General features: G+C 45.0%; 13 protein-coding genes. 5 read left to right on the top strand and 8 right to left on the bottom strand.

Annotated elements, in window-relative coordinates; genetic code table 11:
* Positions 1–129: 129 nt before the first annotated feature.
* Complete coding sequence (gene ilvA / locus H150_RS0103730) at positions 130–1,647, bottom strand: threonine ammonia-lyase, biosynthetic (protein WP_019957711.1); 1,518 nt, start codon at positions 1,645–1,647, stop codon at positions 130–132.
* Between the two features lie 254 nt (positions 1,648–1,901).
* Here ilvA and H150_RS0103725 point away from each other — a divergent pair, with 254 nt between their 5' ends.
* The gene (locus H150_RS0103725) at positions 1,902–3,035 is read left to right on the top strand and encodes a D-alanyl-D-alanine carboxypeptidase family protein (RefSeq protein WP_019957710.1); all 1,134 of its coding nucleotides are present in this window, start codon (positions 1,902–1,904) and stop codon (positions 3,033–3,035) included.
* Positions 3,036–3,179: 144 nt separating this feature from the next.
* Here H150_RS0103725 and H150_RS0103720 read toward each other — a convergent pair whose 3' ends face one another.
* Complete coding sequence (locus H150_RS0103720; protein WP_019957709.1) at positions 3,180–4,103, bottom strand: DMT family transporter; 924 nt, start codon at positions 4,101–4,103, stop codon at positions 3,180–3,182.
* A gap of 82 nt (positions 4,104–4,185) precedes the next feature.
* Here H150_RS0103720 and H150_RS0103715 point away from each other — a divergent pair, with 82 nt between their 5' ends.
* Positions 4,186–5,058, top strand: coding sequence for a LysR family transcriptional regulator (locus tag H150_RS0103715; RefSeq protein ID WP_019957708.1), 873 nt, complete (start codon positions 4,186–4,188; stop codon positions 5,056–5,058).
* 179 nt (positions 5,059–5,237) lie between these two features.
* Here the strand turns inward: H150_RS0103715 and H150_RS0103710 are convergent, their stop codons facing one another.
* The 5 genes from H150_RS0103710 to H150_RS0103690 form a co-directional block, all read right to left on the bottom strand.
* Positions 5,238–5,624: a PaaI family thioesterase gene (locus H150_RS0103710; RefSeq protein WP_019957707.1), complete on the bottom strand. Its 387-nt coding sequence runs from the start codon at positions 5,622–5,624 to the stop codon at positions 5,238–5,240.
* A 54-nt stretch (positions 5,625–5,678) separates the two neighbouring features.
* Positions 5,679–6,839, bottom strand: coding sequence for an acyl-CoA dehydrogenase family protein (locus tag H150_RS0103705; RefSeq protein WP_019957706.1), 1,161 nt, complete (start codon positions 6,837–6,839; stop codon positions 5,679–5,681).
* A 15-nt stretch (positions 6,840–6,854) separates the two neighbouring features.
* Entirely contained in the window at positions 6,855–8,729 is a 1,875-nt protein-coding gene (locus H150_RS0103700) for a feruloyl-CoA synthase (RefSeq protein ID WP_019957705.1), read from the bottom strand.
* A 104-nt stretch (positions 8,730–8,833) separates the two neighbouring features.
* Entirely contained in the window at positions 8,834–10,303 is a 1,470-nt protein-coding gene (locus H150_RS0103695; protein ID WP_019957704.1) for an aldehyde dehydrogenase, read from the bottom strand.
* A gap of 15 nt (positions 10,304–10,318) precedes the next feature.
* A complete protein-coding gene (locus H150_RS0103690; protein ID WP_019957703.1) occupies positions 10,319–11,164 on the bottom strand; it encodes a p-hydroxycinnamoyl CoA hydratase/lyase in 846 nt (281 codons plus the stop codon).
* A gap of 283 nt (positions 11,165–11,447) precedes the next feature.
* Here H150_RS0103690 and mhpT point away from each other — a divergent pair, with 283 nt between their 5' ends.
* The 3 genes from mhpT to H150_RS0103675 all read left to right on the top strand — a co-directional run bounded on the left by mhpT (position 11,448) and on the right by H150_RS0103675 (position 14,746).
* Positions 11,448–12,647, top strand: a complete 1,200-nt coding sequence (gene mhpT / locus H150_RS0103685) for a 3-(3-hydroxy-phenyl)propionate transporter MhpT (RefSeq protein WP_019957702.1) — start codon at positions 11,448–11,450, stop codon at positions 12,645–12,647.
* 60 nt (positions 12,648–12,707) lie between these two features.
* Positions 12,708–13,145 carry a MarR family winged helix-turn-helix transcriptional regulator gene (locus tag H150_RS0103680; protein WP_019957701.1) on the top strand — a complete coding sequence of 146 codons (438 nt, stop codon included), beginning with the start codon at positions 12,708–12,710 and terminating at the stop codon, positions 13,143–13,145.
* Between the two features lie 485 nt (positions 13,146–13,630).
* Entirely contained in the window at positions 13,631–14,746 is a 1,116-nt protein-coding gene (locus H150_RS0103675) for a YkvI family membrane protein (protein ID WP_019957700.1), read from the top strand.
* Here the strand turns inward: H150_RS0103675 and H150_RS13650 are convergent.
* The coding region (locus tag H150_RS13650; protein ID WP_019957699.1) for an IS256 family transposase at positions 14,726–15,141 on the bottom strand (416 nt) is incomplete at its 5' end. The two genes, H150_RS0103675 and H150_RS13650, sit on opposite strands and share 21 nt — an antisense overlap.

Genomic DNA, 15,141 nt, shown 5'->3' with positions numbered 1-15,141 from the left:
ACACATTAACGTAGGCATTCTAAACAAACAAGGGGCAGATTTATCTTGTGATAACAAACACTTTAAAAAAAAATGCACCGTTATAATATTAACGGTGCATTGAATCATCATTCAGAAAAAATATCCGACTTATAAGAACAAGCGATATGCCTCATTGTCAGTTTGGTCTTGCCACGCAAAACCCAAACTCTCAAGAAATTGGTTTAATTGTTCGTCTTCTTCGGCAGGCACATCAATGCCAATTAAAATGCGTCCATAATCAGCACCATGATTGCGGTAATGGAACAAAGTAATGTTCCAACCTGTTTGCATCGCCATCAAGAAATTGCCCAAAGCACCTGGTCTTTCAGGGAAGACAAAACTGAACACGCGCTCATTGCCCACTTTATCGGTGCGACCACCAACCATATAACGAATGTGGATTTTGGCAATTTCATTATCAGTTAAATCAATCACAGGTAAATCGGCTGCTTGTAGTGCTTGTACAATGGTTTCTTTGTCAGCAACGCCATTGGTTTGAATACCGACAAAAATATGTGCCTCGTTTTCATCGCCATAACGGTAATTAAACTCGGTGATATTGCGTGCACCCAAAATCTGAATGAATTTTAAAAAGCTGCCACGGCGTTCAGGAATCGTTACGGCCAAAATCGCTTCGCGTTTTTCGCCCAATTCGCTGCGTTCTGCCACATGGCGCAAACGATCGAAATTCATGTTCGCACCACTGATCACTGCCACCAAATTTTGATCGGTGGCGTTTTCTCGCTCAATATACGCTTTCAAACCCGCCACAGCCAACGCGCCTGAGGTTTCGGCAATACTGCGAGTATCATCAAAAATGTCTTTGATGGCTGAACAAATATCATCGGTATCCACCAAAATGACTTCATCAAGCAAATCACGGCACATCTCAAACGTTTCTTCACCCACCAATTTCACCGCCGTACCATCAGCAAACAAGCCCACATCTTTCAATTCTTTGCGTTCACCTGCTTGAATCGATTGGTACATGGCACACGAATCTTCCGTTTGTACACCGATGACTTTGATATCAGGACGCACATTTTTAATATACGCCGCCACACCCGCAGCCAAACCACCACCACCAATAGCAACAAACACCGCATCAATTTTTTTCGGATGTTGGCGGCAAATTTCCATTGCCAAAGTGCCTTGCCCTGCAATCACATCAGGATGGTCAAACGGTGGAATATAGGTTTTACCCGTTTCTTGTACCAATTTCATCGCATGGTCATATGCATCATTGTAAGACTCACCCGCCAACACCACTTTGCCACCACGGTTTTTGACCGCATCAACTTTAATATTTGGTGTGGTTTTGGGCATCACAATCGTTGCCTCACAACCCAAACGCTGCGCTGACAAAGCCACGCCTTGCGCATGGTTGCCTGCGCTGGCAGTAATCACACCACGCGACAACTCAGTCGGTGTCAATTGCGCCATCATATTGTAAGCACCACGCAATTTGAACGAAAAGACTGGTTGCAAATCTTCGCGTTTCAAATAAATGTGATTGCCCAAGCGGCGTGACAAGCTTTTAGCTGGGTCTAATGGGGTTTCAATGGCCACATCGTAAACCGATGCAGTAAGGATTTTGGTCAAGTAATGCTGGTACGAAGCGCTCATGATTGTTCAGTGTGTCATCAATGGTTTTCAGAAAAAGACTTCAACAATAACGCTTCAAACGGACAGATGCAAGTATCGATTGTAAGATATCTTTACATGTCTTAATCATCTAGCATCACAAAACTGCGCCATTATCGCTATAATAAAGCCCCTTGTAAGTTCTCTTGCATCCTCACGTGGTTTGCAAGCGTCCTGTAAAATAAAACGATGTTCGTTCAGTTCTCCACATATTTAAATACGGCTTTTTTGACACCATGAAAAAACATTTGCTTGCCTTAGGCTTGTCTTTATTTGCATTTCAAAGCATCGCGGCAACAGCCCCCACTGCACCCACTTTAGAAGCCTCGGCTTATATGTTCTACGACGTGCAAAGTGGTCAGATTTTGACGTCTAAAAACCCAGACGCCCGTATTGAACCTGCTTCTTTAACCAAATTGATGACGGCATATTTAACGTTTGCGGCATTAAAAGAAGAACGCCTGACTCTAGAACAAAAACTGACCGTCTCAGACAAAGCGTGGAAAAGCGAAGGCTCACGCATGTTCTTAGATCCGAAAGTACCTGTGAGCGTGGAGGATTTAATCAAAGGCATGATTGTGCAATCAGGCAACGATGCTTGCGTGACTTTGGCTGAAGCGATTGCTGGCAGCGAAGAGGGTTTTGCGCAGATGATGAATGCTCAGGCGAAAAAATTGGGCATGCTCAACTCTAACTTCACCAACAGCACCGGCTTGCCAGACGAAAATTTGTATACCACTGTTCACGATTTGGCGATTTTGTCTAAAGCCTTAATCAACGACTTTCCTGAATTTTATCCAACGTATGCGCTGAAATCGTTCACCTACAACAACATCACCCAGCCTAATCGCAATTTATTGCTCTACCGCGATTCAAGTGTCGATGGCTTAAAAACAGGTCATACCGAGTCAGCAGGTTACAATTTGATTGCTTCGAGCAAACGCGATGGTCGTCGCGTCATTTCGGTTGTGGTGGGCACCAAATCTATGGAAGCGCGCGCCACCGAAAGCAGCAAATTGTTAAACTGGGGTTTAAGTCACTACCAAACTCCGAAGTTATACGATGCCAACCAAGCTTTGTCTAAAGTGGAAGTTTTCAAAGGTTCGGAAAACCAATTGGATGTGGGCTTTTTAGAACCTGTGTACATCACCTTGCCTCGTGGCAGCGAAGACGTTACGCCTGTTTTGGAAACCAACCAACCGGTTGTGGCACCGATTGCCAAAGGCACACAAATGGGCACTTTGAAACTGATGTCAGGCAATACTTTATTGGCTGAGCGTCCTGTAGTGGCCTTACAAAATATCGAAGAAGCAGGTTTTTTTGGTCGCATGTGGGATAGCATTGTATTGTGGTTCAAACGCACGTTTTAACCTCACAAAGACCATCTCATGAAGCCATTTAGGTGAATACATAGCGAATTATCCAACCAAAAGCATCCGATTCGGATGCTTTTTTTCAAATTCCAAGCCAGCACACATACACCTATACCGTTTCAACACCGTCCACACATGAGTTTATCCCCCTCGTTTCACCGACCAAATCGCCACACCCATCACCAATAAGCCCAACCATTGCCAGAGCGACAAGCTGTGATCGTAAATCAACCAGTCAACCACAAATGCCGTCATCGGATAAATGAATTGCAATACTGCCATGCGGCCTGTACTCAAACGGGCAAAACCTGCAAACATCAACACATAAGCCAAACCACTGTGTATCGTGCCCAAACCAAACAACCAAGCCAAGCTTTCTAACGGTGGTATGCCATTCATCAATGGCCACCAAAACGTCAACAACATCCCCACCAAACATTGCCACCATGTCAATGCCAAAGCACTGACCGATGTCAGTTTTTTTGCCACCAGCGGCATGAAAGCGTAGACCATCGCCCCGATAAAACTCAATAATATTCCCACCAAATAATCATGGGAATAATTTTGTTTCAGGACGCCCATATCCAATAAGCCCGTACTCAAATCCAAGCCTATGAATGCCAATACCGTCAAACCCACTTGCCGAGATGTGACTTGTTCTTTGAGCAGCCAAGCGCCTAAAGCCATGGTCAAAAATGGTTGAATGTGGAACACCACGGTTGATACACCAATAGAAGTGCGGGCAATGGCAGCAAAATGCAGTCCCCAGCTGCTCGCCATCAATAAGCCTGCGCCCACCACGCCCCATAAGGCTTGACCTGATATTTTCAATTCAGCCAAGCGGTGTGTCATCGTTGCCCAACACAATAAGGCCAAACAACCAAACATGCAGCGAAACGCCACCGTCGTCATAGGATCTTGCCTCGACTCAATGACAAACACCCCCATCGTACCCAAAATCAAGCCCGCCACCACCACCACCAAAACAGTGCCGTGCGCATCTTGTGCGTGTGGTGAGATACTCACCTGTTGCTGCGTCAAAGACGTTGTATTTTTCGTATTCATGCACTCATGATTCGATGAGGATGGCATTTTGCAAAGCAAATATATGTTACATTCACCATTCGATTATCGAATGATAAAAACCATGCAAGACTTACAAATAGATTGGCTGCGCACGTTTGTCGCCGTGGTCGATACAGGCTCGATTACCGCTGCCGCGCGGCAAGTATCACGCTCACAGTCGGCAGTGAGCATGCAATTGAAAAAGCTCGAAGACAGCATTGGTCATACCTTGCTCAATCGCAGCCCACGCCACTTGTCTTTGACACCGACTGGTTTTGATTTGCTCACTTATGCTCGCCAATTGATTGAATTGCATGCCCAAGCTCAAGTCGCAATGCATGGACATTCGCTTTCAGGAAAGGTGTCGTTTGGTGTGCCTGATGATTATGTTTCGACTTATCTGGCACCCGTATTGCGCACTTTTGCCAACAAATTCAATGATATTGAAATTTCTTTGGTATGCGAACCCTCAAGCGCCTTATTGCCCCGCATCGACAAAGGCGAAATCGATTTGGCGTTGGTCACGCGCGACACTGCTTTGCGTGGAGACCCCAGCCCCGGCACATTGGTGTTTCATGAACAATTGATGTGGGTTGCCTCAGAACAACATGAAGTGTGGCGCAAGCAACCTTTGCCATTGGCATTACATGAATATGGCAACCGTTTTCGCAGCGCTATTTTGAACAGCTTGGCAGCGCAAAACCGCAGCTACCGTGTGGCATACAGCAGCGCCAATGTGCATGGACAATTGGCGATGGTAGAAGCAGGTTTGGCGGTGGCGATTGTCACCCGTTGCAGCGTACCGCCGCATTTGAAAGTTTTGGACAGCCGTCATGGCTTGCCTGAGTTGCCGAAAATGGAAGTGGCATTGGTGCGCAGCCAAGATTCATGGCGCTCGCAAGCGGTGGATGCTTTGTATCAAGAAGTGATGCACATGTTGCAAATACAAGCTTAAAACATGTTTGCTAAAGTACGGCTTTTTGGCATCAACCTGCAACAGGCGATGTGAATGAAGCATCAATGATGCTTATATACTCAGTCTTTGATGTAACCTGAGCCAAATCAAAATATGCTCAATCAAAAGCGTCCTGTAAATCATTTTACAGGACGCTGGTTTTAATTTTCTATATGCATTCAATCGGCTTGCAACACCAAAAAACTGGCATGGCATTTGGCAACCATTTTACCGTTTTGCCACGCTTGGCTTTCCATATTCAGCACCGATTTGCCTTGTTTGATGAAATACGCTTGCGTTTGCACTTCACCCACGAAACACGGGCGCAAAAATTCCATGCTCAAACTGACTGTTGAACTCGGTTTGTCGGTGCTCAAATGCGCCAATATGCCCATCACATCGTCAAGCATGGCACAAATCATCCCACCTTCAATCGTGTTTTTCGGATTGGTAAAACTTGCCAAAGCTTGGTATTTCACTGACAGGCGTTGATTTTGCTCGTCCCAATCCAAATCGTGTCCGCCCAATAATTGGTGTATCGGCGGCAATAATGCTGTGTCTAACATGGTATTCTTTCATCATGAAAAAGCGTCCTGTAACTGTTTACAGGACGCTTGTATTTACTTGCCTAACAATTCGCGCGCCACGATTTCTTTCATGATTTCGTTGGTGCCGCCATAAATTTTTTGCACCCGTGCATCCACATAAAAACGCGAAATTGGATACTCTTGCATATAGCCATAACCACCAAACAATTGCAGCAATTGATCCACAATCTCGCATTGCGTGTCAGTGATAAAGCATTTGAGCGACGCAACATGGCTGACACTCAACGCATTGCGTGCATACAATGCGACACATTCATTGACAAACGCTTGTGCGGCGCGTGCTTTGATTTGCGCATTGGCCAATACAAAACGGGTATTTTGCAATTGCGCCAAAGCCTGACCAAACGCTTTGCGCTCCAACACATATTGGCGGGTGATTTCAATCGCACCCAAAATCGAGCCCATCGCCATCATTGCAATGCTCAAACGCTCGCGCGGCAATTCTTGCATCAAATAAGCAAAACCTTTGCCTTCTTCACCCAATAATTGGTCTTTCGGAACCCGAACTTTGTCAAAAAACAACTCTGCTGTGTCTTGTGCATGCAAGCCAATTTTCTTCAAACCACGCCCTTTGGTGACGCCGTCTAAATGTGCATCGACCAACAAAATCGATGTGCCTTTGGCACCCAATTGCGGATTGGTTTTGGCTACCACCACAATTAAATCGGCATGATGACCATTGGAAATAAAGGTTTTCGAGCCATCCACCACATAAGCATCACCGTCTAAAAGTGCTTGTGTGCGTATTGCCTGTAAATCCGAACCTGCGTTGGCCTCGGTCATCGCTATCGCCGTTACCACCTCGCCTGTCACCATTTTGGGCAACCAATACTGTTTTTGTGCCTCAGTACCAATATTTTGAATATATGGCGACACCAACTCGGTTTGTCCACCAATGGCAACGGCCAATGAAGTAAACCCCGCTTGCGCTGTTTCTTGCACAATCATCAAAGAATAGTGCACTGGGGCACCATAGCCTCCGTATGCCTCTGGCACATCCACGCACAAAAAGCCATTGTCACCCAATTGGCTCCAAATCTCGCGCGGCATGATGCCAGCAGCCTCCCACTCTTCGTAAAACGGTGCAACAAATTCCGCTAAAAAACGGCGGTAATTGTCCCGAAACAATTCAAAATCGCTGTCTACTTCAGCAATCAACACAGCTTCAGACATTTTCATTCCTTCCCATCAAGCCAAGCGCACGATCAAATCATTGACAGTGTTTGCGTCGTACAATGCTTTCACCAAATCAGCGCGGTGTTTCAAAATGCTGTTTTGATTGAGATTGCCTTTGTCGGTGACTTCACCCAAATCCAAATGTGCAGGCTCTTGCATCAAATACAATTTTTCCACCCGTTTGGAGCTGCCCGTTTCGCCTTCATTGAAGTCACGCAAAAATTGCGCAAACCAAGCCTTAACATTCGGGTGTGCCAAGATTTCTGCGGCGCTGTGAGTTTTGACATCCAAACCCGCTTCTTCTGCACACACGGTCAATTTTGGAAACACCAAAAACCCCACCGAACTTAAATTAGAACCAGTAATACACACGTCTTGCAACAAATGATTGCCTAAAATCAATGCCTTGTTACGCAAAGTGCCGACATTGACAAACGTGCCTGTATCCAATTTAAAATCTTCTGCCATGCGCCCGTCGTACATCAAACCATGACTAGGATCATTGGCATCGACCAAACGGACTGCATCGCCAGTGCGGAAAAAACCTTCATCATCAAAAATGTCCACTTGTTGTTCTTGCGGCAAACGCCAATAGTGTTTCATCACATGTTTGCCACGCACACGAAATTCCCATTTGTCGCCTTGATGCACCAATTTGATTTCACAACCGGGTGCAGGATAACCAATAAAACCTGCCATCACACGAGGACCTGTGGAAAACGAACACGATGGCGCGGTTTCAGTCATGCCCAAACCACACATAATGCGAATGCGCTCACCACAATGCTCTATGGCAATTTGGTCGATACGATCCCAAATGTCTTGCGACAAAGCCGCACCTGCAAAAAACAACACTTTGACTTTGGCAAAAAAACTTTCTCGCAATTCGGCATCTTGTTCTAAAGCATTGGTCAATTCTTCCCAACCTTTAGGCACGTTAAAATACACCGTTGGCGAAACGTCTTTCAAATTGCGTATGGTTTCATCAAACTTGCCTGCCACAGGCTTGCCATCATCAATGTAAATCGTACCGCCGTTATACAAAGCAATACCAACATTGTGGCTGCCACCAAACGTGTGGTGCCACGACAACCAATCGAGCAAAACAGGTGGCTCTTCACCAAACTCAGGAAAGGTTTGCAACAGCATTTGTTGGTTGGCACACAACATCAAATGCGTGGTTGGCACCGCTTTGGGCATTTTGGTTGAGCCAGACGTGAACAAAAATTTGGCAATGTGGTTTTCATCTAAAGTGGGATAAAAATCCTGTACATTGCCGATTTCTGTTGCAAGCAAGCTGGCAAAAGCCGTACAGGCCGCCTCACCACACTGACCACTATTGGTCACAATTTCGATGTCTTTGGCGGCACAAGTTTGAATCGCTGATGCAAATGCTTGCCCATCATTGGCATATACCAAACCTGGGGTTAAGGTTGCAAAAACATGTTTGAGTTTAGCAAAATCTTTTGAAATCAACGAATATGCTGGCGAAATCGATGCAAATGGCACACCTGCCAACATCGCTGCGGTCGACAACACCAAATGTTCCAAATCATTGCCCGACAAAATCAACAACGGGCGCTCAACCGATAAATCCTGACGATTGTGCAAAGCTTGGGCAATATGCCAAGCTTGTGACAAAGTTTCAGCATAACTGAGCTTGATCCATTCACCATCTGCGCCACGGCGAGCCGCAAAGATGCGCTCAGGATGGGCAGCAGCGTTTTCCATCAAACGATCGGTGAGTTTTTGTGGATAGGTTTGCAATGCCTCTTGCGGAGTAATATATAAGGTCTGTTCATCAGCATAATGGTAGTCAATTGCATGACCACCAATTTTTACAGGCCGCTCTTGTGACATGAGGACAGTTTCAGATGTGCTAGACATGTTCTATTCTCTCTTTGTATCGGTGTACATGACACACCGAGGGTTGGTTTTTTATTGTTGTTGTTTTTGAAAAGCGGTGCCATTTTGACACCGCTTCAAACTGCTTAAATCGGGTAATGGCGCGGACTGGTTTGGATGGTCATCCAACGCAACTCCGTAAATTCTGCCACCGATACTTTGCTACCAAAACGGCCATAACCACTTTGCTTCACGCCACCGAATGGCATTTGTGCCTCATCGTGTACAGTCGCACCATTGATATGGCAAATGCCCGACTCAATTTGTTTGGCAATAGCCAAAGCTTGCGCCAAATCTTGGCTGTATACCGCTGCCGACAAACCAAACTCACTGTCGTTGGCCAAAGCCACAGCTTCTGCTTCGGTTTGAAAACGCTGTACCGTACAAATCGGTGCAAAAGTTTCTTCGGCATAAATGCGCATTTGTGGCGTGACATCCACGACCACAGTCGGCTGCATCACCGTGCCATCGATTTGAATGCCCAAAGGCAAAGCCGCACCTTGAGCTTGCGCATCCTCCAACAAGGCTTTAGCACGTTCTGCCGCACGCACGCTTTCTAACACGCCCAATGGGAATTGCTGGTCGGTTGGATTACCCGCTTGTATGGTTTTGGTTTTGAGCAACAAACGCTCAATGAACTCATTGGCAATGCGCTCATCCACCAACACCCGTTCGGTTGACATGCAAATTTGGCCTTGATTGAAAAAAGCACCAAACACCACGCCATTAACCGCTTCATCCAAATCGGCTTTGTCCAACACCACCACAGGCGCTTTGCCGCCAAGCTCTAGCAAAACAGGCTTTAAGTATTTGGCAGCGTGTTCGGCGATGATTTTACCCACATGGGTTGAACCTGTGAAATTGATTCGTTTAACCAATGGATGGGCAATCAGACGTTCGACCACTTGCGGTGCATCGGCAGCAGCATGGGTCACCACATTGACCACACCTGCACCCACGCCCGCTTCATGCAAAACCTGACCAATCAATTGATGCACAGCAGGACACGCTTCAGAAGCTTTCAATACCACAGTATTACCACAAGCCAACGGCATCGCCAAAGCACGGGTTGCCAAAATCACAGGCGCATTCCAAGGTGCTATGCCCACAATCACACCACACGGCACACGCACACCCAAAGCCAAATTGCCAGGTACATCCGATGGAATGATACTGCCATCCATTTGCGTGGTCATGGCCGCAGCTTCTCGCAACATGTTCGCTGCCAAATGCACATTGAAACCATACCAAGTGGCAGTGGAACCCGCCTCTTGGATGCCCAACTGAATGAATTCAGCTGTTTTGGCATCCATCAAATCTGCTGCTTTCAATAAACGCAAACGGCGTTCGGTTGGCGACAATTTCGACCAAATTAAAAAAGCTTGGTGAGCCGATTCAATCGCTGCATCGACATCATCCAAAGTCGCCGCCGCCGCCACCGAAGCCACGCTACCATCAATCGGACTGATGCGTTCAAAGGTTTTGCCATCGCTGGCATCACGCAATTGCCCATCAATCAACAATTGTACAGAATGAATCACATTGTTTTCAGACATGCCATTCTCCTGTGCTTATTCGGTCACGCTTACAGGACGCTTGTAAGATTGCAAACCTGGTTTAATGGTCTTGTCATCCAAAAATTGTTTCAAACCTTCTTGACGACCGTTTTCCGTATCACGATGAATACATTGGTCAAGTTTGGCGTACAAATAATCTTCGTTTTGATCCCAAGTCAACTCACGGCAGCGTTTAAAACCATTTTTCGCGGTACGCAACACCACAGGATTTTTCTCTAATAAAGTGTTCGCCAATTCGGTCACTTCAGCCCGCAATTGCGCCAAAGGCACACTTTTGTTCACCAAGCCCATTTTTTCGGCTTCTTGGCCACCGAAAGGTTTGCCTGTCATGATGTAATACAAAGAAGCACGGTGACCAACTGTATCCGCCATGGCTTTGCTCACCAAATTGCCCGGAGGAATGCCCCAATTGATTTCTGACAAGCCAAACGTTGCTTCATCGGCAGCAATGGCCAAATCACACGCCACCAATGGCGAGAAACCACCACCGAAACACCAACCGTTCACCATCGCAATGGTCGGCTTAGAATACATGCGCAACAACTGCCACTGCCAACGGCAAGAATCGCGGCGAATGCGTTCGTTGTAAATTTCAGGTTTGTCATCGACTTCACGGAAATACTCTTTCAAATCCATGCCTGCCGTCCAAGAATCGCCCGCACCAGTCAATACCAATACTTGTGCCGCTTCGTCCAACTCCAAAGTTTCCAACACATCAATCATTTCACGATTCAAAGTTGGGCTCATCGCATTTTTCTTTTCAGGACGGTTTAAAGTCACCCAAGCAATGCCTGCATCCACTTGTACATCTACAGTTGTCCAACGGTTTTCATAACTCATTTTGCTTCTCCAATGTTTTGTTTGTCGTTTGTTGTTTTGCTGCCATGTCGTCAATTTAATATCAGTTAAACTTATATTCAAGTCTTTTTTTAATTTTTTTTAAAATCTTTTTTTGGAAATTAATTTGAATATCTGAAAAAAATTTACCAAAAAAGTAAAAAACTTACTAAAAAAATAAAAAAGCATTTGATTTTTTAGTAAGCTTAACTGATATTATAAATATGCAGTAAAAACCAATAATCCCATTCATGGGAACAACAAATCCATACAAAAGGAATAGAGAATGAAGCAACCATCCACCCAAATGGGAGGTGCAGGCTTGATATTGGCCTTGTGCTTTGCCATTGCCGTTTTTGAAGGTTTCGACTTACAATCCATGGGCGTTGCCGCACCACGTATGCGCGCTGAATTTGGCTTAGATGCCGCCCAAATGGCTTGGGCATTCAGTGCTGCCACATTAGGTACTTTGCCAGGGGCTTTGATTGGCGGTCGTTTGGCCGACAGCATCGGTCGCAAAACCGTTTTGATTATCAGCGTGTTGGTTTTCGGCATCATGTCGGTGATGACAGCTTATGCCAGCAATTTTAGTTTGTTATTGTTGATTCGCTTTTTAACTGGTTTGGGCATGGGCGGCGCATTGCCGATGATGATTACCATCGCCTCAGAAGCGGTTTCCGAACAACGCCGAGCCACTGCTGTGAGTATTATGTATTGTGGTATTCCATTCGGTGGTATTTTGACATCAATAGTGGCGATGACGTTGACAGCAGATGAACAATGGCGCCATATTTTCTATATTGGTGGTTTTGCACCCGTATTGATGATTCCTTTGCTATTGAAATTCTTGCCTGAATCACACACCATCAAAACCCAACAAACCAACAAAACACCTTTTTTGGAAGTATTGTTTGCCAAAGAACGTCGTTTTGCCACTTTACAATTGTGGGTCAGCTTCTTCTGTACCTTGGTCGTGTTGTATTTCTTATTGAATTGGTTGCCATTGTTAATGGGCGAACAAGGTTTGAGCAAAATCGAAGCCAATTACGTGCAAATTGGTTATAACTTCGGTGGCATCATTGGTTCTATCATGTTGGGTATGTTGCTAGACCGTTTGCGCATGAGCAATGTGGTGAAATTGATTTACGTGGGTATTTTGGTTTCTTTGTGCTGCTTGGCGATTTCTCCAAGCTTGGCCTTGTTGATTGTGTCTGCCATCGGTTGCGGCATGTTCATTGTCGGTGGTCAATCGGCTTTGTACGGTTTGGCAGCCATGTTCTACCCAACGTCTATGCGTGGTACAGGCGTGGGTTCAGCCGTTGCCATTGGTCGCATTGGCTCCTTTGCAGGTCCATTGGTCGCGGGTATGTTATTGCAATTTGGTTCAAGCTCAGCCATGGTCATCGGTTATACCATCCCATTGATTGTCTTGGCAGCCGTATCGGCTTTATTCTTGGTGAGCAAACCTCGCCCAGTAGAAGCGTAATACCTCGTCCAAAGAGGTCAAATCTTCCGATTTGACCTCGTTTTAAGAAATGATTGAAATATGATTGATACCCGTCCTGTATCCAAACCTTTGTTGGCATATACCGTGGCCAGATTGGATCGCTTGGTCAGCAAATTATTGACCCAGCAGCTCAAAGCCATGGACATCACCTTGCCGCAATACACCGCTTTGTCGGTACTAGCAGCAAAAGGCAGCTTGTCCAATGCCCAATTGGCAGAGCGCTCTTTTATCAAGCCTCAATCAGCCAATAAAATTTTACAAGATTTATTACAGGCCGGTTTGATTGAACGCCATGCAGACCCATCGCATGGGCGCATCATTCTGATGACGCTAACCGAACAAGGTCAACGCACTTTAGCGCAATGTCACCAATTGGCTTTGGAAGTCGAACACAAAATGCTACAAAACATGGACATTCATCTGGTTAATCTGATTCAAAGCAGCATGGAAAAAATGACCAAAAATCTCAAAGATTGATTTTTGCCACTCCTTCTCTTCTGGCATTGACCACTTCGGTGGTCTTTTTTTATGCTTACAGGATTAGGAGATGATGTTTGAAATCTTTCAAAATATATGGTGTATCTATCCCATCTTACAGGACGCTTCTATCTAAATAATCACTATTTAAGTGATTGCCGCCATACCACACAGCTCGCATCTTACGCCATACACTTAATCCAATATTCTGCAATAAATATAAATTTTTTATCACTTTATTGAAATTTTTAATCTATTTCTTTTGTTTTGAGTATATTTAATCTTAATAATATGAAAAATATATAAAAGTTCCCTCTTACAGAATAGATTAAAATTTTAGCAAGAAAACCAATTAAATGTTAACAAAGACCAAGACGTTTTTAGAATAAAATGCGTCGAAAATTATCAAATCCATCCCCTAGTGCTCGCTTAGATTAAAAAAAAGTCACAATGTTTTTCCCACCTTTACTCTAAGAAAGTCAGCTATGAGCCATTCAATCAGTACTAAAAGAGTTTTGACTTATGCAGGTGCTTACATCGCTTTTCTCATCGGTTCAGGCTTTGCCACCGGTCAAGAGATTGTCCAATATTTTAGTGCTTACTCATGGCAAGGTGTGTTGGGCACTGTCATGGTTTTTGTCTTGTTCTTATATGTCGGATATGAGTTTGTTAAAATTGGACATGAGAAAAAAGTGCCCAATACTGGCGCCATCTATACTCATATACGTGGTCCAACTATTGGACGTTTTTACGATTACTTTGCTGTTTTAGTAATTTATATGTCATTCATTGTGATGCTCGGTGGCGCTGGTGCGACGGTGCAACAGCAATATGGCATTGAGCCTTGGATAGGTTCTTGTGTGATGGCGGTGATGGCCATTTTCACGGTAGTCGTGGGTTTGGACAATATGCTCAAAATCTTGGGCAAAATTGGACCATTGATTGTCATTTTGACCATCACCTTGGGTATTTGGGGCACACTGCGCAATCCTGAAGGCTTGATGAGAATTGATGAAATTTTACCGACCATGAATTTAATGACGGCATCGACCAATTGGTTTTTTTCAGCAGCATCGTATGTGGGCTTTTGTATGTTGTGGTTGGCAGGTTTCATGAGCGTGATGGGCAATTCAGCATCCAATTTACGAGAAGTCTCTATTGGTGCCGCCTTGGGTGCCAGCAGTTTCAGCTTGGCTTTGATTTTGATCACGTTAGGTTTGATGGCCAATATTGAATTGGTGGGTCACTCAATGATTCCTTCTTTGATGCTCGCCAGTGACATCCATCCATTTTTTGGCTCCGTGTTTGCGATAGTGGTATTGGCAGGTGTATACACCACTGCGGTGCCTTTGTTGTGGCAATCGGCTTCTCGTTTTACCAGTGGCAAACCCAAAATGTTTCAAATTTTGACGTTGATATTAACTTTGATTGCGATATTTGTGAGTTTGAAAGTGCCGTTTAATACTTTGGTGAATGTCATTTACGTTATCAATGGTTATATTGGCGTGATTTTATTGTTCTTCATGTTTTATGGTACCTTCAAAAGAATTCGAGTTATTGTCAAATCTGGTGTATGGCATTCAGGCCGCTTTCTCTGTTGATTGTTCGTCTTCCTGCTTGCCATCTTTGAAGATGACGTTGTTGACCACCAAGGTCAACAAGTTGAATCCTTGAATCCGGCGCCAGCGTTTTTGGGCAGTTTCCAATAATTTGTACACCATCGCCAAAGTGGTTTCTCTGGAGCCACAGTTTTTGGCTCGTTTGCTGCGCAATCGTACGGTGGCAAACGTGGATTCAATTGGGTTGGTGGTGCGGATGTGCGTCCAATGTACATCTGGAAAGTCATAGAATGCCAATAACTCTTCTTCATCCTTCACCAGTTTGTTAATGGCTTTGGGGTATTTGTCACCAAAGCGAGCCACTGTTTGTTTGAAGGCTTGTTCTGCACTTTCTTTGGTTTCGGCCATCCAAATTTCTTTCAAAGCCTCTCGCAATT

The sequence above is a fragment of the Vitreoscilla stercoraria DSM 513 genome (assembly GCF_000382305.1).
Classification (GTDB): Bacteria; Pseudomonadota; Gammaproteobacteria; order Burkholderiales; family Neisseriaceae; genus Vitreoscilla; species Vitreoscilla stercoraria.
Note: the sequence above shows the minus strand (reverse complement) of the source record. Positions and strands in the feature narration are given on the sequence as shown.

What these genes read in the sequence shown, in the direction of transcription:
- H150_RS0103700 (WP_019957705.1), bottom strand. Translation starts at nt 8,729, where the DNA reads ATGTCTAGCACATCTGAAACTGTCCTCATGTCACAAGAGCGGCCTGTA.
- ilvA (WP_019957711.1), bottom strand. Translation starts at nt 1,647, where the DNA reads ATGAGCGCTTCGTACCAGCATTACTTGACCAAAATCCTTACTGCATCG.
- H150_RS0103680 (WP_019957701.1), top strand. Translation starts at nt 12,708, where the DNA reads ATGATTGATACCCGTCCTGTATCCAAACCTTTGTTGGCATATACCGTG.
- H150_RS0103710 (WP_019957707.1), bottom strand. Translation starts at nt 5,624, where the DNA reads ATGTTAGACACAGCATTATTGCCGCCGATACACCAATTATTGGGCGGA.
- H150_RS0103720 (WP_019957709.1), bottom strand. Translation starts at nt 4,103, where the DNA reads ATGAATACGAAAAATACAACGTCTTTGACGCAGCAACAGGTGAGTATC.
- H150_RS0103715 (WP_019957708.1), top strand. Translation starts at nt 4,186, where the DNA reads ATGCAAGACTTACAAATAGATTGGCTGCGCACGTTTGTCGCCGTGGTC.
- H150_RS0103725 (WP_019957710.1), top strand. Translation starts at nt 1,902, where the DNA reads ATGAAAAAACATTTGCTTGCCTTAGGCTTGTCTTTATTTGCATTTCAA.
- H150_RS0103675 (WP_019957700.1), top strand. Translation starts at nt 13,631, where the DNA reads ATGAGCCATTCAATCAGTACTAAAAGAGTTTTGACTTATGCAGGTGCT.
- H150_RS0103690 (WP_019957703.1), bottom strand. Translation starts at nt 11,164, where the DNA reads ATGAGTTATGAAAACCGTTGGACAACTGTAGATGTACAAGTGGATGCA.
- H150_RS0103705 (WP_019957706.1), bottom strand. Translation starts at nt 6,839, where the DNA reads ATGTCTGAAGCTGTGTTGATTGCTGAAGTAGACAGCGATTTTGAATTG.
- H150_RS0103695 (WP_019957704.1), bottom strand. Translation starts at nt 10,303, where the DNA reads ATGTCTGAAAACAATGTGATTCATTCTGTACAATTGTTGATTGATGGG.
- mhpT (WP_019957702.1), top strand. Translation starts at nt 11,448, where the DNA reads ATGAAGCAACCATCCACCCAAATGGGAGGTGCAGGCTTGATATTGGCC.